A 21,112-nucleotide genomic window follows, 5' to 3' on the forward strand; every position below is an offset into this window, starting at 1 on the left:
CCCGGAGCCCTTCTGGAGGACTCGATGACGGACCGTCGGACGGATGACCTGGCATGTGGCTGACCCAGCTCCTCGACCGAAACCACCGTTCACACGCCGGGCGCACCGCCCTCGTGGACGAGCGCCGCAGCGTCACCTGGGCCGAACTGGCCGAGCGCGTGGACCACTTGGCCGGCGGGCTGCTCGCGCGGGGGGTACAGCCGGGCGACCGGATCCTGGTCCCGGCCGCGGAACGGATCGAGGTGTTCGAGGCGTACTTCGCCCTGGCCCGGATCGGCGCCGTGTCCGTGCCCCTCGATCCGCTCGCCCCCGCACAGGAGGCGGCCGCCGTCGCCCGCCGGACCGGCGCGGTGGCCGTCCTCGCCGACCCGGCGGCCCCCTCCTGGGCGCCCGACCTCGACCTGCCCCTCGTAGGACAAGCGGCCGATGAGCCCAACTTGCCTCCCTGCCAAGGGCCTTGGCCGCAGGTGCGCCCCGACGATCCGGCGGCCGTCATGCACACCTCGGCCACCACCGGCCACGCCCGCGGAGTGGTCTGGGACCACCGGGGCCTGATGCAGGTCTGCCTCGCCTGGCTCGCCGTGTCCGGGCCCGCCGAGGACGCGACGCTGGTCAACTGCGCGCCGCTGTTCCACAGCAGCGTCGCCATGGCCTTCACCTACCTGGCGGCCGGCGCCCGTGTCGTGCTGCCGCCCGCCGCCGACCCCGAGCGCACGCTGGAGGCGGTCGCCCGGCACCGCGCCACGCACCTGTGGCTCGACCCCGAGACCCTCCGGCACCTGCTCGGAGCGGCCCGCGCCCGGCGCCACGACACCGGCGGCCTCCGCGAGATCGTCTACGGCGGCGCCCCGCTGCCCTGGGAGGTCTACCGCGAGGCCGCCCGCACCTTCGGCTGCGCCTTCCGGCAGGCTTACGGCGCCGCCGAGGCCGGCGGTCACTTCGCCATGCTCGCCCCGCACGAACACCCGGACCCGGACACCGAGCCGCACCCCGTCCTGGGCGCGGGCCGCCCGCTGCCCGGCGTCGACGTGCGGATCCGCCGCCCGGACGGCACCGAGGCCGAACCGGGGGAGACCGGCGAGGTCTGCGTACGCAGCGACAGCCTGATGCGCGGCTACTGGGTCGACCCGGTGGCCACGGCCGAGGCGACCCGGGGCGGCCGGCTGCACACCGGCGACCTGGGCCGGTCCGACACCGCCGGACGGCTCACGCTGGTCGGCCGGCAGACCGACGTGATCACGACCGGTGGCCGCGACATCCACCCGGCGGAGATCGAGCGCGTCCTCCTCACCCACGACGGGGTGGCCGACACGGCGGTGGTGGGCCGCCCGGACCCGGCCCACGGCGAGGTGCCGATCGCGTACGTGGTGCCTGCCCCGACGGCGGCCCGGCCGACCCCCGACGAACTCTCCCGGCTGATCAGCAGGGAGTTGACGGACCATCAGCCCCCGGCCCTGATCGCCTTCTTGGACACCCTGCCACGCAACCGCTCAGGCAAGGTCCTCAAGACGATCCTGCGCGACATGGCGAACGGGCGGTCCTGATGTCGAAGTCGACGCCCGCCTCTCTGCAGGCACGCGCCCCATGGCACCCCACGCGCTGGCGCAGGCTGCCCGCCGGGCAGCTCCCGGGCTGGCCGCACGACGACCGGCTGCGGCAGGCTCGGGAGCAACTCGCCGCCCGGCCCGCCCTGGTGACCGGGCAGGAGGTGCGGACGCTGCGGCGCCGACTGGCCGAAGTGGCGTACGGGCGCGGCCTGGTGATCCAGATGGGGGACTGCGCCGAACCCTTCGCGCCGGCCACCCCCGCCGGTATCGGCCGCACCCTCGCGCTGTTCCGGGACGTCTCCCGGACCGTCGAGGAGCGGCTCGCGCTGCCCGTGCTCACCGTGGGCCGGATCGCCGGGCAGTTCGCCAAGCCGCGCTCCTCACCGGTCGAGGAGATCGACGGGCGTCAACTGCCCGCCTACCGCGGCTTCCTGGTCAACGACCCGGCGCCGGACGCCACCGCCCGCCGCCCCGATCCGCGCCGCATGCTCTGGGGTTACGAACACGCGGCGCGCACCGTGTTCCTGCTGCGCCGCGCCGCCGACGAGGGGCTGCCCATGCGCGGCCACTGGGGCGACGGCCTGCCCGCGCTGTGGACCAGCCACGAGGCCCTGGTCCTCGACTACGAGGAGCCGCTGACCCGTTGGGACACCGAGGCCGACGGCTGGGTGCTGACCTCGACGCACCTGCCCTGGACCGGCGAGCGGACCCGGCACCCCGACGGTGCCCATGTGCGCTTCCTCGCCGGGCTGTCGAACCCGGTCGGCTGCAAGGTGGGCCCGGGCATGACCCCGGCCGAGGCCGTCCGGCTCGCCGGGACACTCGACCCCGACCGTCTGCCCGGCCGGCTCGTGCTGATCTCCAGGATGGGCGCCGACCGGGTCGCGGACCGCCTCCCGGCGCTGGTCGAGGCGGTCCGCAAGGCCGGTCACGCACCGGTGTGGCTGTGCGACCCGATGCACGGCAACACCGTCCGTTCGGCCACCGGCCACAAGACCCGGCACCTGGCCGTCGTGCTCGCCGAGACCGAGGCCTTCGTCCGGGCCGTGTGCGGTGCGGGCGGGCGGCCCGGCGGCCTGCATCTGGAGAGCACCGCCGAGTCCGTCACGGAATGCGTCGGCGGCCGCGCCGGGATCGCGGAGAAAGATCTGCCGCGCGCCTATTTGACTTCCTGCGATCCGCGGCTCAATGCCGATCAGACCCGCGAGACGGTCGAGTTTTTCGCCGAACAGTTGGCGCGATTCTGACGTCGGCGCGAATCCGACCGCAAAAGTCCAGGACAGCGCCGTTCTTCCGCAACGGGGTTCGCCGGACCGATGCAGTACGCTTGTGCTGGGACCGACTCCGTCAATTGCTCATGACCAGACGGTACTTGGTCCATAACGGGGATGGGGGCGCTCATGGTCGTACAAAACCCGGTCGATCAAGAATGGAATCACGAACCGGAGACCGGACCGGTCGACGGCGAAACGACGGAAACCCGACGGATATTAGCCCGGGCCGGGGTGCGATCCGGCCAACGAATTCTGGATGTCGGTGCGTTGCTGCTCCGACGTGGCATGACCCGGCAGGAATCCAAGGAGTTCCAGGTCGTCGGAGTGCGCGAGGCGGCCGACGTGGGGACGGCCCGACCGCAACCGGTGCCCGCGGCCGGGGATCTCGACTTCACCGTGGTCGACCTCGACGAACTGGACCTGCCGGAAGCCTCCTTCGACGTGGTCGTGGCGCTCGACTTCTGGCCCTCCGCGCCACTCGCCGTCGCCGCCCGCGACTGGCGCCGCGTCCTGGAGCCCGAGGCGGGCACCGTGATCGTCACCGGCACCGACCTGCCCGGTGGCCACCGCGCCTCGCGCCAGTGGACCAGCGCGCTGACCGCGGCCGGCTTCACCGTCGACGTGGTGGCGAAGGCACCCGCCGATTCCGGCCACTACGCGGCCCTGGCCAGCGCGGCCCGGCTCGGCGGCGCCCGGCTGCGCGCGACGCTCGGGCCCGGCATGGCCGAGTCCTATGTGGCCCATGTCCAGCGGCTGCACGGCAGTACCCGGCAGGCGGCGGCCGAGTGCTTCGAGATCGTCGCCCGCGTCGGCGCGCCGACTTGACCCGGTGGCAGCCGGATGTAGTCCTGTGCAATGATTGCGCGTACCTTTACGAGTACATTAGGCAGTTGTACCGTTGTTGGTTGCCGTGAGCTGCTCCTCCGGCGTCAGGAGGATGGTGGCGATGAGCCAGAGCGCATCGGAGCGACAGGCCAGCCAGGCCGAGCAGGGGACGTGGAACAGGCTCGCCGCCTTCCACACCCAGGTCTCCGAACTGGTCGAGAAGGCCCTTCAGGACAGGTTCGGTCTGTCGCTGAGCGAGTACACCGCGCTGGAGGCGCTCGCCAAGGTCTCCGGGAGCGACCGGCCGGGTCTGCGGATGCAGGCCCTGGCCGAGGCGGTCGGCATGAACCAGAGCTCGGTCAGCCGCCTGGTCACCCGTCTGGAGCGACAGGATCTCGTCGAGCGCTTTCACTACGAGAAGGACCGGCGCGGCGTATTCACCGCCGTCACCGCCTCCGGCCGTGAGACGCTCGAAGCCGCTGTACCGGTTTATCTGCAGACCCTCGCGGCGGCCTTCGACCGCGCGAACTCCGACCCGGACCTGCGGGAATTGGTGAAGCGCATCGGCGGTTAACCCGTCGTTCGCCGAATGGCGGTCCCGGCTTGGTCGCCGTGCATATATGGCCGAATTCCCGTGCCCTGGTCCTTCTGCGGCTCCGCCGCGGCGCCACTAGTATTTCCGTGACCACCTGCACATTTCTCAACGGGAGTTGGTCGTATGACCACGGCAGATGTCGTCGAGCGCTACTACGACGCCTGGATCAACCGAGCCGGAGACATGAGCGATGTTCCACTCGCCGACGACTTCGTCTTCGTCGGCCCGGTGGGCAACTTCGATTCCGCAGACGGCTTCCGCGCGATGGCCGGGCAATTCGGCCAGGCCGCCACCGATTTCACCGTCCGCCACCGCTTCATCGACGGGGACACGGCCTGCGCCATCGTCTCCTGGAACCTCGCCGCCGTCCCCGGCACCACCACCGCCGCCGAACTCCTGGAAGTCCGCGACGGCACCCTCGTCCGGGCCGAGGTGATCTACGACGCCGAGGAACTCCGCAAGGCCGCCGCGGCCGGCCGCGTCCGAGCGGAAAATCCCTGACTGAATCCCAGGGGTCCGCTGTAGGTTGAACGGACGCGCCGCAATGGCGCTCCCTGCGAATCTTCGCAGCTCAGCATGCGTTTCGAGGTTGGCCCACAGTGTTCCTGACGATCACCACCACCGGCACCCCCGAACGCCCGGCGACCGACCTCGGCTACCTGCTGCACAAGCACCCCGACAAGGCGCAGGCGTTCTCCACCTCCTACGGCAGGGCGCACGTCCTCTACCCCGAGGCGGACGCCGATCGCTGCACGGCGGCGCTGCTGCTGGAGGTGGACGCGGTGGCGCTGGTCCGGCGGGGCAAGGGCAAGGGCCGCGGCGGCGCCCCCGACGCGGCGCTCGCCCAGTACGTCAACGACCGCCCGTACGCCGCCTCCTCGCTGCTCGCGGTGGCGCTGAGCGGCGTGTTCTCCAGCGCCATGCGGGGCGTGTGCTCCGCCCGCCCGGAGCGCGCCGCGCAGCCGCTGCCGTTGCGCGTCGAGGTCCCGTCGCTGCCCGCCCGCGGCGGCCCCGACCTCGTACGGAAGCTCTTCGAACCGCTCGGCTGGGCGGTCACCGTGGAGCCGGTGCCGCTGGACACCGTGTTCCCCCAGTGGGGCGACTCGCGCTATGTGCGGCTCGTCCTGGAGGCCGAGCGGCTCACCCTCGCCGAGGCCCTGCGCCATCTGTACGTCCTGCTCCCCGTCCTCGACGACGCCAAGCACTACTGGGTGTCCTCGGACGAGGTGGACAAGCTGCTCAGGGCCGGCGAGGGCTGGCTGCCCGGGCACCCCGAGCAGAAGCTGATCACCAGTCGCTACCTCTCCCGCCGCTGGTCGCTGACCCGGGAGGCGATGGAACGCCTCGAACTGGTCCGGCTCGCCGAGGCCGACGACAGCGAGGTCGAGGACATCGACAACGCCGTCGAGGCCGAGACCGAGACGGAGGAGAAGCCGACCCCGCTCGCCGTGCAGCGCCGGGACGCGATCATCGCCGCACTCCAGGCGTCCGGCGCCACCCGCGTCCTCGACCTGGGCTGCGGACAGGGCCAGTTGGTGCAGGCGCTCCTCAAGGACGTGCGCTACACCGAGATCGTCGGCGTCGACGTCTCGATGCGCGCCCTGACCATCGCCTCCCGCCGCCTGAAGCTGGACCGCATGGGCGAACTCCAGGCCTCCCGCGTCAAGCTCTTCCAGAGCTCCCTCGCATACACCGACAACCGCCTCAAGGGTTACGACGCCGCAGTGCTCAGCGAGGTCATCGAGCACCTCGACCTGCCGAGGCTGCCCGCCCTGGAGTACGCGGTGTTCGGCGCGGCCCGGCCGAGGACCGTCCTCGTGACCACCCCGAACGTCGAGTACAACGTCCGCTGGGAGTCCCTCCCGGCCGGCCACGTCCGGCACGGCGACCACCGGTTCGAGTGGACCCGGGAGGAGTTCCGGGCGTGGGCGGCGGCGGTGGCCGAACGGCATGGCTACGACGTGGAGTTCGTGCCCGTCGGTCCCGATGACCCGGAGGTGGGCCCGCCCACCCAGATGGCCGTATTCACGATGCTCGACCCGAACGAGAAGGAGGCGAAGGCGGCATGACCGAGAACAGCAGGGGGCGCGTCCTGCCCGTCACCGACCTCTCCCTCGTCGTGCTCGTCGGCGCCTCCGGCTCCGGCAAGTCGACCTTCGCCCGCCGGCACTTCAGGCCGACCGAGGTGATCTCCTCGGACTTCTGCCGCGGCCTGGTCTCCGACGACGAGAACGACCAGAGCGCGACCAGGGACGCCTTCGACGTCCTGCACTACATCGCCGGCAAGCGCCTGGCCGCGGGCCGTCGCACGGTCGTCGACGCGACCAGCGTGCAGCCGGAGGCCCGGCGCCAGCTGATCGACCTGGCCAAGCAGTACGACGTGCTGCCCATCGCGATCGTGCTCGACGTGCCGGAGGAGGTGTGCGCCGAGCGCAACGCGGCCCGCGCCGACCGGGCCGACATGCCGCGCCGGGTCATCCAGCGCCACACCCGCGAACTCCGCCGCTCGCTACGGCACTTGGAGCGGGAGGGCTTCCGCAAGGTGCACGTCCTGCGGGGCGTCGAGGACGTGGAGAACGCCACCGTCGTCACCGAGAAGCGCTTCAACGACCTGACCCACCTCACCGGCCCCTTCGACATCATCGGCGACATCCACGGCTGCGCCTCCGAACTGGAGTCCCTGCTCGGCAAGTTGGGCTACACCGACGGCGTCCACCCGGACGGCCGTACCGCGGTCTTCGTCGGCGACCTCGTCGACCGCGGCCCGGACAGCCCCGGCGTGCTGCGCCGCGTGATGTCGATGGTGAAGTCGGGCAACGCGCTGTGCGTGCCGGGCAACCACGAGAACAAGTACGGGCGATATCTCAAGGGCCGCAAGGTCCAGCACACGCACGGACTCGCCGAGACCATCGAGCAGATGGAGGGCGCTTCGGAGGAATTCCTGGCCGAGGTGCGGGAGTTCATCGACGGGCTGGTCAGCCACTACGTCCTCGACGGCGGCCGGCTGGTGGTCTGCCACGCCGGTCTGCCCGAGAAGTACCACGGCCGCACCTCCGGCCGGGTCCGCTCGCACGCTCTGTACGGCGACACCACCGGCGAGACCGACGAGTTCGGGCTGCCGGTGCGCTACCCGTGGGCCGAGGACTACCGGGGCCGCGCGGCCGTGGTCTACGGCCACACGCCCGTCCCCGAGGCGAGCTGGCTCAACAACACGATCTGCCTGGACACCGGCGCCGTCTTCGGCGGCAAGCTCACAGCGCTGCGCTGGCCGGAGCGCGAGCTGGCCGACGTACCGGCCGAGCGGGTCTGGTACGAGCCGGCGAAGCCCTTGCGGTCCGAGGCGCCCGGCGGCCAAGACGGCCGCCCGCTCGACCTCAACGACGTGCACGGCCGCCGGGTCGTCGAGACCCGGCACCAGGGCCGCGTCTCGGTCCGCGAGGAGAACGCGGCCGCCGCGCTTGAGGTCATGAGCCGCTTCGCGGTCGACCCGCGGCTGCTGCCGTACCTTCCGCCGACCATGGCGCCGACGGCGACCTCGCAGGTGGAAGGCTACCTGGAGCACCCGGTCGAGGCCTTCGCGCAGTACGCGGCGGACGGGGTCGAGCGGGTCGTGTGCGAGGAGAAGCACATGGGCTCGCGGGCGGTGGCGCTGGTGTGCCGGGACGCGGAGGCGGCGCGGAAGCGGTTCGGGGTGGAGGGGCCGACGGGCGCGCTGTACACCCGCACGGGACGACCGTTCTTCGACGACGAATCGGTGACGGAGGAGATCCTCGGGCGGGTGCGCAGGGCGGTCGAAGAGGCCGGCCTCTGGACCGAACTCGACACTGACTGGCTGCTGTTGGACGCCGAGCTCATGCCGTGGTCGCTGAAGGCGTCCGGCCTGCTGCGCTCGCAGTACGCCGCCGTCGGTGCCGCTTCCGGCGCGGTGTTCCCGGGTGCGCTCGTCGCACTGGAGGGCGCCGCCGCCCGGGGCGTCGAGGTCGCCGACCTGCTGGCCCGCCAGCGCGAACGGGCCGCGAACGCCGCCGCGTTCACGGACGCGTACCGGCGCTACTGCTGGACCACGGACGGCCTGGAGGGCGTACGCCTGGCACCGTTCCAGATCCTCGCGGTCCAGGGCCGCAGCCTCGCCGCGCTCCCGCACGACGAACAACTCGCCCTGCTGGACCGGATGGTGGAGCACGACGGCAGCGGCCTGCTCCAGACCACCCGACGGCTCTACGTCGACACCGGCGATCCGGAGTCGGTGCGGGCGGGCGTCGACTGGTGGCTGGAGATGACGGGGCGCGGCGGCGAGGGCATGGTGGTCAAGCCGCTGGGCGCGCTCGTACGCGGCAGCGAGGGCCGACTGGTGCAGCCCGGCATCAAGTGCCGGGGCCGTGAGTACCTGCGGATCATCTACGGCCCCGAGTACACGCGCCCCGACAACCTCACCCGGCTGCGCAACCGCTTCCTCAACCACAAGCGGTCCCTGGCGATCCGCGAGTACGCCCTCGGCCTGGAGGCCCTGGACCGGCTGGCGGAGGGCGAGCCGCTGTGGCGGGTGCACGAGGCCGTGTTCGGGGTGCTGGCGCTGGAGTCGGAGCCGGTGGACCCTCGGCTTTGAGCCATTCGTGAGCCCTGCTCACGGAAGCCGACGGGGAACCCTTGTGTCCCACACGTATCCCCGCCTAACTTGAACGCCCTTGCGAATCAGGGGAGTTCAAGGAGGGCGGGGCCCGCGCGGAGATCAAGAAGGTAGTCGTCCGCGAGGAAGAGAAGACCAACCGGCAGCCGCACATCGTGGAGAAATGGCCCACGCGCTGAACGGACTGCGCGTCCACCTGGTTCGGACCGGCCGGCCGCCGAGGAACTCCCGCTAGCCGACCAGCCGCAGTGACGTCTCCGCGACCCCGACCCGCACCGACTGCCCCCACGTGAGCTCCAACGCATCCCCCTCCATCCCGTCCCCGAAGGCGATCAACCGTTCGCACTCCACGGTGAGACGGAGGCCGGCGGAGGCAGCGAGTTCGCCGGAGACCAGGGACGTGCCGGTCGCCGGGGACGGCCATGCCTCCCGTACGAACCACAGCAGGCGGTCGTCGGTGGGGCGGGGCAGCGGCAGTTCGGACCGTGTGCCGCCCCGCTCCTGCCACACCGACCTGATCCAGCCCGTGGCCCCGGTCCCCGTGCCCACCAGCACTCCGGACGAAGCCTGGGCCTCGACGACACCCCCGTCGTCCTCGAGGCCCAGGCGGTACCTGGCCGTCTGGTGTCCGGCGGCGCCCAGGTAGATCTCGTTCAGCGCGACGATGCGCTGGGTGTCGTCGGCGACGGCCTCGACCATGGTGAGTTCGTCGGCCGACGTGTTCGTGGACGTGAGCAGTGCGGCCGCGTCCCGCGGGCGGTGCCGCACCAGTACGCCGGGGTTGCGGCCGGGGTCGGAGTCGATGCCCAACACGGGCTGCCCGGACAGGTACTTGGCGACATTGGCCACCAGCCCGTCCTGGCCGACCACGACCACCACGTCCTCCGGCGCGAACAGGAACCGGTCCAAGTCGGCTCGCTCGACCCGGGCCTGACGCCAGGTCAGCGGGATCGCCGCCGTTACCTCGGCGAGCGCGCGGCGCGTACGGTGGTGCCGTTCCGCCACCTCCTCGATGTCCCGGCCCCGGGTGGAGAGGAAGAAGGCGGCCTGCCCGTGGGTGCCGTGGTGGGCCACCAACTCCTCGTATTCGGTGGTGCGGTGGACGAGGACGACCCGGGGCGCGAGGCTCATGGGGCCGCCCCGACCGTGCCGCCCGTCCTCGACGGAAGGCGCGCCGGTGGGCTCACCACGCTCACGCCGACTCCCCGTGGCCCAGCCTCGCCAGCAACCCCGTCAGCACGTCCGGCGAGATCGTCACGCTGTCGATGTTCGGCAGGTTCTCCGCGAGCCGTGTCCCGGTGAGCGCGTGCAGGGTCGCCACGTCCACGTCGCCGTGCACCCGCAACCAGGCCGCCTGAGCCTGCGCCCGAGCCTCACCGACCTCCCGCGCACCCTCGGCCTCGGCCCGAGCCAGCCGGACGGAACGCGCCGCCTCCGCCTCCGCCAGCCGCTCGGTCCGCCGCGCCTCGGCGTCCGCCAACTGCACGGACCGCTTGGCCTCGGCCTCGGCCAGTTGCAAGGACCGCTTGGCCTCCGCCTCGGCCAGCTTCACCGTCCGCGCCGCCTCGGCCTCCGCCCGTACCGCGTCGGCCGCCGCGTGTTCCTCCGCCTCCCGGCGGGCGTTCGTACCCCGCTGCTCGACCAACTGCTCCTCGCGGCGGGCCAGTTCGATCTGGCTGGCCAGTTCGTTCTCGGCGATCGTGCGCTCCCGCTCGACGGCCACCGCCCGCCGCTCGTACGTCGCCCGGTCGGCCTCCTGCTGGATCTGCTCGCGGGCCGGAGTGCGCAGCGCCCGCTCCACCTCGGGCTCCGGGCGCAGCGCGACCACGCGCACCGCGACCACCTCGATGCCGGTGGCCGGGAGACGCGGCTCGGCAGCCAGGCCCGCCGCGACCCGCTCCCGTACCGCCGCCACCCCGTCCACCAGCGCCGCCGACAAGGACGTACGGGCGAGGACGTCCAGGGCATGCTGCTGTGCCGTCTCCGTCAGCAGCGTGCCGAGCTGCTCAAGGGGCGCCCCCCGCCACACCCCGGTGTCCGGGTCGACGGAGAAGTCCAGCCGGGCCGCGGCGAGTGCCGGGTCGCCGATCCGGTAGGTCACCGTCGCCTGCACCGCCACGTCCTGGAAGTCGGACGTACGGGCATGGAAGGTCATCGCCAACTCCCGGTCGTCGACCGGCACTTCGGAGAGTGCGGCGGTCAGCGCGCGGAACCAGAAGCTGAGCCCCGGCCCGTCGTGCAGCAGCTTGCCGCCGCTGTGGTGCCGGATGTGCGCGGTCGGTGCCCCGCGCAGATGGCGCCAGCCAAGGCGCCGGGTGATGTCGGCCATCGGACCCCCTCGTTCTCGTCTCGTCGACGATAATCGCCGCAACCGATTATCGTCAAGAGGACGAAAACAAGTAATCGAAGAAACTGCCGACCGGCGGGTCAAGAAGCCTCCCGATGGTCAGGATGGAGGCATGGCATTCCATGTCGACTCCGAGGCCGGGCGGCTGCGCCGCGTCATCCTGCACCGGCCGGATCTCGAGCTCAAAAGGCTCACCCCCAGCAACAAGGACGCCCTGCTCTTCGACGACGTGCTGTGGGTGCGCCGGGCGCGCGCCGAGCACGACGGCTTCGCGGACGTCCTGCGCGACCGCGGTGTCAGCGTCCACCTGTTCGGCGACCTGCTCACCGAGGCCCTGGCGATCCCGGCGGCCCGCACCCTCGTCCTGGACCGGGTCTTCGACGAGAAGGAGTACGGCGTCCTCGCCACCGACCACCTCAGAGCCGCCTTCGAGACCCTGCCCGCGCCGGAACTGGCCGAGGCCCTGGTCGGCGGTATGACCAAGCGCGAGTTCCTGGAGGCGCACCCGGAGCCCACCTCCGTGCGCTTCCACGTCATGGACCTCGACGAGTTCCTGCTCGGCCCGCTCCCCAACCACCTCTTCACCCGGGACACCTCGGCCTGGATCTACGACGGCGTCTCCATCAACGCCATGCGCTGGCCGGCCCGGCAGCGCGAGACGGTCCACTTCGAGGCGATCTACCGGCACCACCCGCTCTTCCGTGACGAGACCTTCCGGATCTGGTCCGAGGGGCAGGCGGACTACCCGTCCACCATCGAGGGCGGGGACGTCCTGGTCATCGGCAACGGCGCCGTGCTCATCGGCATGAGCGAGCGCACCACCCCGCAGGCCGTCGAGATGCTCGCGCACAAGCTCTTCGAGGCCGGCTCCGCGCGGACGATCGTGGCCCTCGACATGCCGAAGCGACGCGCCTTCATGCACCTCGACACCGTGATGACGATGGTCGACGGCGACACCTTCACCCAGTACGCGGGCCTCGGCATGCTCCGCTCGTACACCATCGAACCGGGCGTCGGGGACAAGGAGCTCAAGGTCACCGACCATCCGCCGGAGCACATGCACCGTGCGATCGCCGCCGCCCTCGGCCTCGACGAGATCCGGGTGCTGACCGCGACCCAGGACGTGCACGCGGCCGAGCGCGAGCAGTGGGACGACGGCTGCAACGTGCTGGCCGTCGAGCCGGGCGTCGTCGTCGCCTACGAACGCAACGCCACCACCAACACCCACCTGCGCAAACAGGGCATCGAGGTGATCGAGATCCCGGGCAGCGAGCTGGGGCGGGGGAGGGGCGGGCCGCGCTGTATGAGCTGTCCGGTCGAGCGTGAGGCTGTGTAGCGTCGAACGCGAGTCTGTATAGAAATGCAAAACATCGTATAGAGTTCCAGGGTATTCGTACGTTCCCGCATTCCTGGAGTCCTCCATGGCGACAGTCCCGACCGCCCTCGCCGGGCGCCACTTCCTCAAGGAGCTCGACTTCACGAGGGAGGAGTTCCTCGGCCTGGTCGAGCTTGCCGCCGAGCTGAAGGCCGCCAAGAAGGCAGGGACCGAGACGCGGTATCTGACCGGCAGGAACATCGCGCTGGTCTTCGAGAAGACCTCGACGCGCACCCGCTGCGCGTTCGAGGTCGCCGCCGCCGACCAGGGTGCCTCGACGACGTATCTCGACCCGGCCGGCTCGCAGATCGGGCACAAGGAGTCGGTGAAGGACACCGCGCGCGTGCTCGGCCGGATGTTCGACGGGATCGAGTACCGAGGCCACGGCCAGGGCGTCGTCGAGGAGCTGGCCGCGCACGCCGGGGTCCCCGTCTACAACGGGCTCACCGACGAATGGCACCCCACCCAGATGCTGGCCGACGTCCTCACCATGACCGAGCACAGCGACAAGCCGACGGACGGGATGGCCTTCGCGTACCTCGGTGACGCCCGCTACAACATGGGCAACTCCTACCTGGTCACCGGCGCCCTGCTCGGCATGGACGTCCGTATCGTCGCGCCCCGGCTGCTGTGGCCGGACGGGACGATCGTGGAGCTGGCCCAGCAGCTCGCCGCGGCCTCCGGCGCCACGATCACGCTGACCGAGGACGTCAAGGAGGGTGTGCGCGGCGCGGACTTCATCGCCACCGACGTATGGGTGTCGATGGGCGAGCCCAAGGAGGTCTGGGACGAGCGCATAGCGCTGCTCGGCCCCTACGCCGTGACCATGGACGTGCTGCGCGCCACCGGCAACCCCGACGTCAAGTTCCTGCACTGCCTGCCGGCCTTCCACGACCTCGGCACCGACGTCGGCCTCGAGATCCACGAGCGCCATGGTCTGACCGAGCTGGAGGTCACCGACGAGGTGTTCGAGTCCGAGCACTCGGTCGTCTTCGACGAGGCCGAGAACCGGATGCACACCATCAAGGCGGTCCTGGTCGCGACCCTCGCCTGATCAGCTCCGGCTCACGCCGGCTTCCACTGCGGCGGCACGACCGGCAGCCGGAACCACACCGCCTTGCCGGACTCGGTCGGGCGATGCCCGCAGGACGAACTCAGCGCGCGGATCAGCAGCAGACCGCGCCCGTGCTCCTGCCACGGGTCCGGTTCATGGCCGTCGGGGCGGGTGAGATTGCCGGGCGGCGCCGGGTCCGGGTCGTGCACCTCGACCTGGCAGCCCCCGGGCAGCAGCTCGACCACGAGCTCTATCGGTGACTCCCCGGCGGTGTGTTCCACGGCGTTGGCGACCAGCTCCGCCGTGAGCAGTTCCGCGGTGTCGCTGTCCGCCCCGTGCTCCAGCTCGGCCAGCGCCGTGCGCACCAGCGCACGGGCCACGGGCACGGCCGCGGCGGAGTGCGGCAGCGCGATGCGCCAGGAGGCGGAGGAGGCGGGGCGTTCTTGCAAGGCGGGTCCGTTCATGAGCAGGCTGTCCTGCTTTCAACCGTATGAATGGTACGGCGCCGCCGGCAGAGGCGTCCGGCGGGCACCGCGCGGGACCTTCGGCCCCGTTGCCGGGCGGCATACCCGTAGGAACGGCTTGCCTCGCGCGACAGCTCCCGTTGTTACGGCGTTATTGACGACCGGTGACAATGACCCTCGCCGACCGACTTGTATCGCCATCCTGACGACAGTCACGAACAGGTGATAACTTCGAAACGTGTCCGCGCCACCGTCCGAGGAGGCCGCACGTCATGAGTCCCTTCACCGGCTCCGCCGCCCGCACCGCCCGCTGGGAGCACCTGCGCGTCGAGCTCACCGACGGCGTCGCGACGGTCACCCTGGCCCGCCCCGACAAACTCAACGCCCTCACCTTCGGCGCCTACGCCGACCTGCGCGACCTGCTCGCCGAGCTCTCCCGGGAGCGGTCGGTACGGGCCCTGGTCCTGGCCGGCGAGGGCCGCGGCTTCTGCTCGGGCGGCGACGTCGACGAGATCATCGGCGCGACCCTGTCCATGGACACGGCCCAGCTCCTCGACTTCAACCGCATGACCGGCCAGACGGTACGAGCGATACGGGAGTGCCCGTTCCCGGTGATCGCGGCGGTGCACGGGGTGGCGGCCGGCGCGGGAGCGGTCCTGGCCCTGGCGGCGGACTTCCGGGTGGCCGACCCGACGGCCCGCTTCGCCTTCCTGTTCACGAGGGTCGGACTGTCCGGAGGCGACATGGGCGCGGCGTACCTGCTGCCTCGCGTAGTCGGCCTCGGCCACGCGACCCGCCTCCTGATGTTGGGCGAACCGGTCCGCGCCCCCGAGGCCGAGCGCATCGGCCTGATCAGCGAACTGACCGACGAGGGCCGGGCCGACGAGGCGGCGTCGGCGCTGGCCCGCCGCCTGGCCGAGGGCCCGGCATTGGCGTATGCCCAGACGAAGGCCCTGCTGACGGCGGAACTGGACATGCCGTTGGCGGCCGCGGTCGAACTGGACGCGTCGACCCAGGCATTGCTGATGAACGGTGACGACTACGCGGAGTTCCATGCGGCGTTCACCGAGAAGAGGCCGCCGAAGTGGCAGGGAAGGTGAGGTCGCGATGCGTGTTGCGATCGTCGGTGGTGGTCCCGGTGGGCTCTACGCCGCCGCCCTCCTCAAACGCCTCGACCCGTCCCGCGAGATCACCGTCTGGGAACGCAACGCCCCCGACGACACCTTCGGCTTCGGAGTGGTCCTCTCCGACGAGACCCTCGGCGGCATCGAACACGCCGACCGCACCGTGTTCGAGGCGATGCAGAAGCACTTCGTCCGCTGGGACGACATAGACATCGTCCACCGGGGCACCCACCACACCTCCTCAGGACACGGTTTCGCCGCCCTCGGCAGAAAACGCCTCCTGGAGATCCTCCACACCCGCTGCCGGGACCTCGGCGTGGACCTCCGCTTCCGCTCCGAGGCCCCCTACCCCGAGTGGCTCGCCGAGACCCACGACCTCGTCATCGCCGCCGACGGAGTCCACAGCACCACCCGCGAGGCCTGCGCCCACGCCTTCCGCCCCCACCTCGCCACCCACCGCTGCCGCTACATCTGGCTCGCCGCGGACTTCGCCTTCGACGCCTTCCGCTTCGAGATCGCCGAGACCGAACACGGCGTGATGCAGCTGCACGGCTACCCTTACTCCCCCGACGCTTCCACCGTGATCGTCGAGATGCACGAGGACGTATGGCGCGCGGCCGGCTTCGAGGACGCCGACGAGGCCGAGTCCGTCGACCGCTGCGCCAAGATCTTCGCGGAGGCACTCCACGGCCGACCCCTGCGTTCCAACAAGTCGGCGTGGACCACCTTCCGCACGGTCACCAACGACCACTGGTCCCACGGCAACATCGTCCTGCTCGGCGACGCCGCCCACACCGCCCACTTCTCCATCGGCTCCGGCACCAAACTCGCCGTCGAGGACGCCCTCGCCCTCGCCGCCTGTCTGGAGGAACAGCCGTCCCTGGACAAGGCGTTGGCGGCGTACGAGGAGGAGCGCAAGCCCGTCGTGGCCTCCACCCAGCGCGCCGCCCGGGCCAGCCTGGAGTGGTTCGAGAACCTCGGCCTCTACCTCGACCAGCCGCCCCGCCAGTTCGCCTTCAACCTCCTCACCCGCAGCCGCCGCGTCACCCACGACAACCTCCGCCTGCGCGACGCCCGCTTCACCGGCGCCGTGGAGCAGGAGTTCGGCTGCCCGCCCGGCACGCCCCCGATGTTCACGCCGTTCCGGCTGCGCGGCCTGACCCTGCGCAACCGGGTCGTCGTCTCGCCGATGGACATGTACTCGGCGGCCGACGGCGTTCCCGGCGACTTCCACCTCGTCCACCTCGGCGCCCGCGCCCTCGGCGGCGCCGGACTGGTGATGACCGAGATGGTGTGCGTGAGCGAGGAAGGCAGGATCACCCCTGGCTGCACCGGCCTCTACACCGGCCGCCAGGCCGAGTCCTGGAAACGGATCGCCGACTTCGTGCACACACAGTCACCCGGCACCGCGCTCGGCGTGCAACTGGGCCACTCCGGCCGCAAGGGTTCGACCAGGCTGATGTGGGAGGGCATGGACGAACCCCTCCCCGACGGCAACTGGCCCCTCGTGGCCGCCTCTTCGCTGCCGTACAAGCCGGACAGCCAGACCCCGCGCGAGCTGACCCGCGCCCAACTCACCGACATCCGCGAGCAGTTCACGTCCGCGGCCTGGCGGGCCGCCCGCGCCGGCTTCGATCTCCTCGAACTCCACTGTGCGCACGGCTACTTGCTCTCCGGCTTCCTGTCCCCGCTCACCAACCACCGCATCGACGCCTACGGCGGCTCCCTGGAGAAACGACTCCGCTTCCCGCTCGAGGTCTTCGACGCCATCCGGGGCGTGTGGCCCGAGGAACGGCCGATGACCGTCCGTATCTCCGCAACCGACTGGGCCGACGGCGGCAACTCCGCCGAGGACGCCGTGGAGATCGCCCGCGCCTTCGCCTCGCACGGTGCCGACGCGATCGACGTGTCGACCGGGCAGGTCGTCGCCGACGAACGGCCGGAGTTCGGGCGCTCGTACCAGACGCCGTACGCGGACCGCATCCGCCACTCCATCGGCGTCCCCGTGATCGCCGTCGGCGCGATCTCCTCCTGGGACGACGTCAACTCCCTGATCCTGGCAGGCCGTACGGACCTCTGCGCCCTCGCCCGCCCACACCTCTACGACCCGCACTGGACCCTGCACGCGGCCGCCGAGCAGGGTTACGACGGCCTCGGCGTCGTCTGGCCGGACCCGTACCGCGCGGGCAGCCGCCGCCCCCAGACCGGACGCACGGACGCCCCCAAGCCCCGTCTGAAACTGGGGACTTGAGGGCGCCGCTCCCAGGGTTACGACGGCTTCCGGGTTTACGGCAGCTCGACCATCCCGGCGGTCAGCGTCGCGCCGTCCGCCGGGTCGATCAGGATGAACGCGCCGGTGCGGCGGGAGACCGCGTAGTCGTCCAGGGCGAGCGGCTCGGCGGTGCGTACGGTGACGCGGCCCAGGTCGTTCGCGGTCAACTCGGCGGCTCCGCCGAGGTCCTTGACGATCGCCTTCACGGTCCGGGTGGTGTGGCGCAGCAGCACCCGGTCGCCGACCTTCAGCGGGCGGTCGGCCAGATGGCAGGCGGCCGCCTCGACGTCCTGCGTGAGCACCGGAGCGCCGAGCCCCGCCGTGATCATGTCGCCGCGGGAGATGTCCCGCTGGTCGGCCAGGCGTACGCTGATCGACTGCGGCGCGTGCGCCACCTCCTGGGGAACGCCGAGCGCGTCGATGCCGATGATCTCGCTGGTCTCCCCGGACGGGTGGACGACGACCCGGTCGCCGACCCGCAGCTCACCGGAGACCAACTGGCCCGCGTAGTGCCGGACTTCGCCGTGCCGGATGACGTACTGCACCGGGAAGCGGGCCGGGGCGTCCGTGGCCGCCTCGGTGCCGACGGGCACGTTCTCCAGGAACTCCAGGAGCGCCGGACCGGCGTACCAGTCCATGTGCGCCGAGCGGTCCACGACGTTGTCGCCGACGAGCGCGGAGACCGGGATCGGCGTGAAGCCGGGCAGTCCCAACTCGGCGGCGTGGCCGGCGAATTCCTCGACGATGCGCTCGAAGGCCTGTTCCTCGTAGCCGACCAGGTCCATCTTGTTGACGGCGAGGACGACGTGCGGGACGCGGAGCAGGGCGGCCACGGCGGCGTGCCGGCGCGTCTGCTCGACGACGCCGTTGCGGGCGTCGACCAGGATGATCGCGAGCTCGGCGGTGGAGGCGCCGGTGACCATGTTGCGGGTGTACTGCACGTGCCCGGGGGTGTCGGCGAGGATGAACCGCCGCTTGGGCGTGGCGAAGTAGCGGTACGCCACGTCGATCGTGATGCCCTGCTCGCGCTCGGCACGCAGGCCGTCGGTGAGCAGCGCGAGGTCGGGGGCCTCCTGGCCGCGGTTGCGGGAGGCGGTCTCGACGGCCTCCAACTGGTCCGCCAGCACCGACTTGGAGTCGTGCAGCAGCCGTCCGACCAGCGTGGACTTGCCGTCGTCGACGGAACCGGCGGTGGCGAACCGAAGCGTGTCAACGGTCATGTCTAGAAGTACCCTTCGCGCTTACGGTCTTCCATCGCGGCCTCGGACATCTTGTCGTCGGCGCGGGTGGCGCCGCGCTCGGTGAGCCGGGAGGCGGCGATCTCGGCGATCACCTTCTCGATGGTGTCGGCGTCGGAGTCGACGGCGCCGGTGCAGGACATGTCGCCGACCGTCCGGTAGCGCACCTGCCGCTTCTCGACGGCCTCACCCGCCTTGGGCCCGCCCCACTCACCGGCGGTCAGCCACATGCCGCCGCGCCGGAAGACCTCGCGGTGATGGGCGTAGTAGATCTCGGGCAGCTCGATCCGCTCGCGGGAGATGTACTGCCAGACGTCCAGTTCGGTCCAGTTGGACAGCGGGAAGACGCGGACGTGCTCGCCGGGCGCGTGCCGGCCGTTGTAGAGGTTCCACAGCTCGGGGCGCTGGCGGCGCGGGTCCCACTGCGAGAACTCGTCTCGCAGCGAGAACACCCGTTCCTTGGCCCGGGCCTTCTCCTCGTCCCTGCGTCCGCCGCCGAAGACGGCGTCGAACTTCTCCGCCTGGATCTTCTCGGTCAGTGGGAGGGTCTGGAGCGGGTTGCGGGTTCCGTCGGGGCGTTCGCGCAGTACACCGCGGTCGATGTAGTCCTGTACGGAGGCGACATGGAGGCGCAGTCCGTGTGTGGTGACCACACGGTCGCGGTAGTCGAGTACCTCGGGGAAGTTGTGCCCGGTGTCGACGTGCAGCAGCGTGAAGGGGATCGCGGCCGGGGCGAAGGCTTTCAGCGCGAGGTGCAGCATGACGATGGAGTCCTTGCCGCCGGAGAACAGGATCACCGGCCGTTCGAACTCGCCCGCCACCTCACGGAAGATGTGGACGGCCTCGGACTCCAGCGCGTCCAGGTGGGAAAGGCTGAACCCGCTCACACCAGCCCCCGCTCCGCCAGCACCGCGTACACGGCGTCGGCCGACTGCTGCGGCGACTGCTCCTGCGTCGGCAGCACGAGATCCGGGTCGACCGGCGGCTCGTACGGGTCGTCGACCCCGGTCAGCCCGCTCAGCTGGCCCGCGGCCTGCCGGGCGTACAGCCCCTTCACGTCCCGCTCGCTGCACACCTCGACCGGCGTGGCGACATGCACCTCGATGTACGGCGTCGAGCTGGCGTCGTGCCGCTTGCGGACGGCCTCGCGGCTGTCGGCGTACGGCGCGATGACGGGGACGACGGACAGCACGCCGTTGCGCGCGAGGACCTCGGAGACCAGGCCGATGCGCTGCACGTTCGTGTTGCGGTCCGCCCGCGAGAAGCCGAGCCCCGCGGAGAGGAACCGGCGTATCTCGTCGCCGTCGAGGACCTCCACGCGATGCCCCTCGGCCTTGAGCCGATCCCCGAGCAGCTGGGCGATCGTCGTCTTGCCCGCGCTCGGCAGACCGGTCAGCCAGACCGTGGCTCCCTGAGCCCTTGCCGTGGTGGTCATCCGCAACAGTCCTCTTTTTTCTTACCCGGCTTTACGACTCGGTGCACGCTAGGTAAGAAATCTGAGAAGAGTGACTGAAGAGCCTGAGGGTTCCCTTAGGGACCTGTGAAGTGTGAGAGATCACATCCCGCGAAGACCGCCCCGGCGTCCCGGAGGCGCTTGTGCAACTCCCGGAACACGGTGGCCGAGCGTACCCCCGGCCAGTCCTCGGGGAGCAGCCGGGCGGGCAGTCCGGGGTCGACGTAGGGGAGGTGGCGCCAGGAGTCGAGGGCCAGGAGGTAGTCGCGGTACGCGGCTTCGGGCGGGGTGTCGTCCCGCTGCTCCCAGCTGTGCAGCACGGGTGCGTGCCGGTCGAGGAAGGCCTCGTGCTCCTTGGCGATCGCCGCCAGGTCCCACCAGCGGGCGACCGCCTCGACGGTCGCGGCGAAGCCGAGGTGCTCGCCGCGGAACAGGTCGACGTAGGGGTCGAGGCGCAGCCGCCGCAGGGTGTGCCGGGTCTCCTCGTACAGCCGGGCCGGCGCGATCCACACGCCGGGTGCCGCCGTGCCGAAGCCGAGCCCGGCAAGGCGGGAGCGCAGGACATGACGTTTCTGTCGCTCCGACTCGGGGACCGAGAACACGGCGAGCACCCAGCCCTCGTTCTCGGGCGGCGCGCCGGCGTAGATGCGCCGGTCGCCGTCGACGAGCAACTGGCGGGCGTCCGGCGACAGTTCGTACCCGGCCGCGCCCTCCGCCGTGCGGGCCGGGAGCAGCAGGCCGCGCCGTTTGAGGCGGGAGACCGAGGAGCGGACCGAGGGCGCGTCCACGCCGACCGCGGCGAGGAGCCGGATCAGCTCCGCGACCGGTACCGGGCCCGGGACGTAGCGGCCGTAGGCGCCGTAGAGCGTGACGATGAGAGACCGTGGTGCATGCTGGTCGGACACGTTGATCATCTT

General features: G+C 71.2%; 18 protein-coding genes. 11 read left to right on the forward strand and 7 right to left on the reverse strand.

Features of this window, described 5'->3' with window-relative positions; genetic code table 11:
- Positions 1-53 precede the first annotated feature (53 nt).
- The 7 genes from ACQEWB_RS37255 to ACQEWB_RS37285 all read left to right on the forward strand — a co-directional run bounded on the left by ACQEWB_RS37255 (position 54) and on the right by ACQEWB_RS37285 (position 8,847).
- Entirely contained in the window at positions 54-1,544 is a 1,491-nt protein-coding gene (locus tag ACQEWB_RS37255) for a class I adenylate-forming enzyme family protein (protein ID WP_432839036.1), read from the forward strand.
- Positions 1,544-2,794: a 3-deoxy-7-phosphoheptulonate synthase gene (locus tag ACQEWB_RS37260; RefSeq protein ID WP_432839038.1), complete on the forward strand. Its 1,251-nt coding sequence runs from the start codon at positions 1,544-1,546 to the stop codon at positions 2,792-2,794. The genes ACQEWB_RS37255 and ACQEWB_RS37260 overlap by 1 nt, the downstream gene beginning before the upstream one ends.
- Before the next feature lie 312 nt (positions 2,795-3,106).
- Positions 3,107-3,646, forward strand: coding sequence for a methyltransferase domain-containing protein (locus ACQEWB_RS37265; protein ID WP_432839040.1), 540 nt, complete (start codon positions 3,107-3,109; stop codon positions 3,644-3,646).
- Positions 3,647-3,767: 121 nt separating this feature from the next.
- Positions 3,768-4,220: a MarR family winged helix-turn-helix transcriptional regulator gene (locus ACQEWB_RS37270; RefSeq protein WP_432839042.1), complete on the forward strand. Its 453-nt coding sequence runs from the start codon at positions 3,768-3,770 to the stop codon at positions 4,218-4,220.
- Between the two features lie 144 nt (positions 4,221-4,364).
- Positions 4,365-4,742, forward strand: a complete 378-nt coding sequence (locus ACQEWB_RS37275; protein WP_432839044.1) for a nuclear transport factor 2 family protein — start codon at positions 4,365-4,367, stop codon at positions 4,740-4,742.
- Between the two features lie 98 nt (positions 4,743-4,840).
- Positions 4,841-6,310 carry a 3' terminal RNA ribose 2'-O-methyltransferase Hen1 gene (locus ACQEWB_RS37280; protein ID WP_432839046.1) on the forward strand — a complete coding sequence of 490 codons (1,470 nt, stop codon included), beginning with the start codon at positions 4,841-4,843 and terminating at the stop codon, positions 6,308-6,310.
- Positions 6,307-8,847, forward strand: coding sequence for a polynucleotide kinase-phosphatase (locus ACQEWB_RS37285; protein WP_432839048.1), 2,541 nt, complete (start codon positions 6,307-6,309; stop codon positions 8,845-8,847). The genes ACQEWB_RS37280 and ACQEWB_RS37285 overlap by 4 nt, the downstream gene beginning before the upstream one ends.
- Before the next feature lie 252 nt (positions 8,848-9,099).
- On the opposite strand, the gene ACQEWB_RS37290 is transcribed toward ACQEWB_RS37285, so the two are convergent.
- Complete coding sequence (locus ACQEWB_RS37290) at positions 9,100-9,999, reverse strand: hypothetical protein (RefSeq protein ID WP_432839050.1); 900 nt, start codon at positions 9,997-9,999, stop codon at positions 9,100-9,102.
- A 61-nt stretch (positions 10,000-10,060) separates the two neighbouring features.
- Positions 10,061-11,197, reverse strand: coding sequence for an SPFH domain-containing protein (locus ACQEWB_RS37295; RefSeq protein ID WP_432839052.1), 1,137 nt, complete (start codon positions 11,195-11,197; stop codon positions 10,061-10,063).
- 130 nt (positions 11,198-11,327) lie between these two features.
- Here ACQEWB_RS37295 and ACQEWB_RS37300 point away from each other — a divergent pair, with 130 nt between their 5' ends.
- Positions 11,328-12,551, forward strand: a complete 1,224-nt coding sequence (locus ACQEWB_RS37300) for an arginine deiminase (protein WP_432839054.1) — start codon at positions 11,328-11,330, stop codon at positions 12,549-12,551.
- Positions 12,552-12,636: 85 nt separating this feature from the next.
- A complete protein-coding gene (gene argF / locus ACQEWB_RS37305) occupies positions 12,637-13,644 on the forward strand; it encodes an ornithine carbamoyltransferase (protein WP_432839056.1) in 1,008 nt (335 codons plus the stop codon).
- Between the two features lie 11 nt (positions 13,645-13,655).
- Here argF and ACQEWB_RS37310 read toward each other — a convergent pair whose 3' ends face one another.
- Complete coding sequence (locus tag ACQEWB_RS37310; protein WP_432839058.1) at positions 13,656-14,108, reverse strand: ATP-binding protein; 453 nt, start codon at positions 14,106-14,108, stop codon at positions 13,656-13,658.
- Between the two features lie 272 nt (positions 14,109-14,380).
- Here ACQEWB_RS37310 and ACQEWB_RS37315 point away from each other — a divergent pair, with 272 nt between their 5' ends.
- Positions 14,381-15,208, forward strand: coding sequence for an enoyl-CoA hydratase family protein (locus ACQEWB_RS37315; RefSeq protein WP_432839060.1), 828 nt, complete (start codon positions 14,381-14,383; stop codon positions 15,206-15,208).
- Between the two features lie 7 nt (positions 15,209-15,215).
- Positions 15,216-17,483, forward strand: a complete 2,268-nt coding sequence (locus tag ACQEWB_RS37320; RefSeq protein WP_432839062.1) for a bifunctional salicylyl-CoA 5-hydroxylase/oxidoreductase — start codon at positions 15,216-15,218, stop codon at positions 17,481-17,483.
- 35 nt (positions 17,484-17,518) lie between these two features.
- On the opposite strand, the gene ACQEWB_RS37325 is transcribed toward ACQEWB_RS37320, so the two are convergent.
- The 4 genes from ACQEWB_RS37325 to ACQEWB_RS37340 all read right to left on the reverse strand — a co-directional run bounded on the left by ACQEWB_RS37325 (position 17,519) and on the right by ACQEWB_RS37340 (position 21,109).
- Complete coding sequence (locus ACQEWB_RS37325) at positions 17,519-18,724, reverse strand: sulfate adenylyltransferase subunit 1 (RefSeq protein WP_432839064.1); 1,206 nt, start codon at positions 18,722-18,724, stop codon at positions 17,519-17,521.
- A 2-nt stretch (positions 18,725-18,726) separates the two neighbouring features.
- On the reverse strand, positions 18,727-19,629 hold the full coding sequence (gene cysD, locus ACQEWB_RS37330) for a sulfate adenylyltransferase subunit CysD (protein ID WP_432839066.1): 903 nt from the start codon (positions 19,627-19,629) through the stop codon (positions 18,727-18,729).
- Complete coding sequence (gene cysC, locus ACQEWB_RS37335; protein WP_432839068.1) at positions 19,626-20,177, reverse strand: adenylyl-sulfate kinase; 552 nt, start codon at positions 20,175-20,177, stop codon at positions 19,626-19,628. Before cysC ends, cysD begins: the two co-directional genes overlap by 4 nt.
- Positions 20,178-20,272: 95 nt before the next feature.
- Positions 20,273-21,109 (reverse strand): PaaX family transcriptional regulator, encoded by an 837-nt coding sequence (locus ACQEWB_RS37340; RefSeq protein ID WP_432839070.1) that lies wholly within the window; start codon positions 21,107-21,109, stop codon positions 20,273-20,275.
- Positions 21,110-21,112 lie beyond the last annotated feature (3 nt).

Origin of the sequence: Streptomyces sp. CA-249302 (assembly GCF_050936785.1) — a bacterium.
GTDB lineage: Bacteria > Actinomycetota > Actinomycetes > Streptomycetales > Streptomycetaceae > Streptomyces.

Coding starts and splice junctions, on each gene's coding strand:
- ACQEWB_RS37255 (WP_432839036.1), top strand. CDS start 54: ATGTGGCTGACCCAGCTCCTCGACCGAAACCACCGTTCACACGCCGGG.
- ACQEWB_RS37260 (WP_432839038.1), top strand. CDS start 1,544: ATGTCGAAGTCGACGCCCGCCTCTCTGCAGGCACGCGCCCCATGGCAC.
- ACQEWB_RS37265 (WP_432839040.1), top strand. CDS start 3,107: ATGACCCGGCAGGAATCCAAGGAGTTCCAGGTCGTCGGAGTGCGCGAG.
- ACQEWB_RS37270 (WP_432839042.1), top strand. CDS start 3,768: ATGAGCCAGAGCGCATCGGAGCGACAGGCCAGCCAGGCCGAGCAGGGG.
- ACQEWB_RS37275 (WP_432839044.1), top strand. CDS start 4,365: ATGACCACGGCAGATGTCGTCGAGCGCTACTACGACGCCTGGATCAAC.
- ACQEWB_RS37285 (WP_432839048.1), top strand. CDS start 6,307: ATGACCGAGAACAGCAGGGGGCGCGTCCTGCCCGTCACCGACCTCTCC.
- ACQEWB_RS37290 (WP_432839050.1), bottom strand. CDS start 9,999: ATGAGCCTCGCGCCCCGGGTCGTCCTCGTCCACCGCACCACCGAATAC.
- ACQEWB_RS37295 (WP_432839052.1), bottom strand. CDS start 11,197: ATGGCCGACATCACCCGGCGCCTTGGCTGGCGCCATCTGCGCGGGGCA.
- ACQEWB_RS37300 (WP_432839054.1), top strand. CDS start 11,328: ATGGCATTCCATGTCGACTCCGAGGCCGGGCGGCTGCGCCGCGTCATC.
- argF (WP_432839056.1), top strand. CDS start 12,637: ATGGCGACAGTCCCGACCGCCCTCGCCGGGCGCCACTTCCTCAAGGAG.
- ACQEWB_RS37310 (WP_432839058.1), bottom strand. CDS start 14,108: ATGAACGGACCCGCCTTGCAAGAACGCCCCGCCTCCTCCGCCTCCTGG.
- ACQEWB_RS37315 (WP_432839060.1), top strand. CDS start 14,381: ATGAGTCCCTTCACCGGCTCCGCCGCCCGCACCGCCCGCTGGGAGCAC.
- ACQEWB_RS37320 (WP_432839062.1), top strand. CDS start 15,216: ATGCGTGTTGCGATCGTCGGTGGTGGTCCCGGTGGGCTCTACGCCGCC.
- ACQEWB_RS37325 (WP_432839064.1), bottom strand. CDS start 18,724: ATGACCGTTGACACGCTTCGGTTCGCCACCGCCGGTTCCGTCGACGAC.
- cysC (WP_432839068.1), bottom strand. CDS start 20,177: ATGACCACCACGGCAAGGGCTCAGGGAGCCACGGTCTGGCTGACCGGT.
- ACQEWB_RS37340 (WP_432839070.1), bottom strand. CDS start 21,109: ATGATCAACGTGTCCGACCAGCATGCACCACGGTCTCTCATCGTCACG.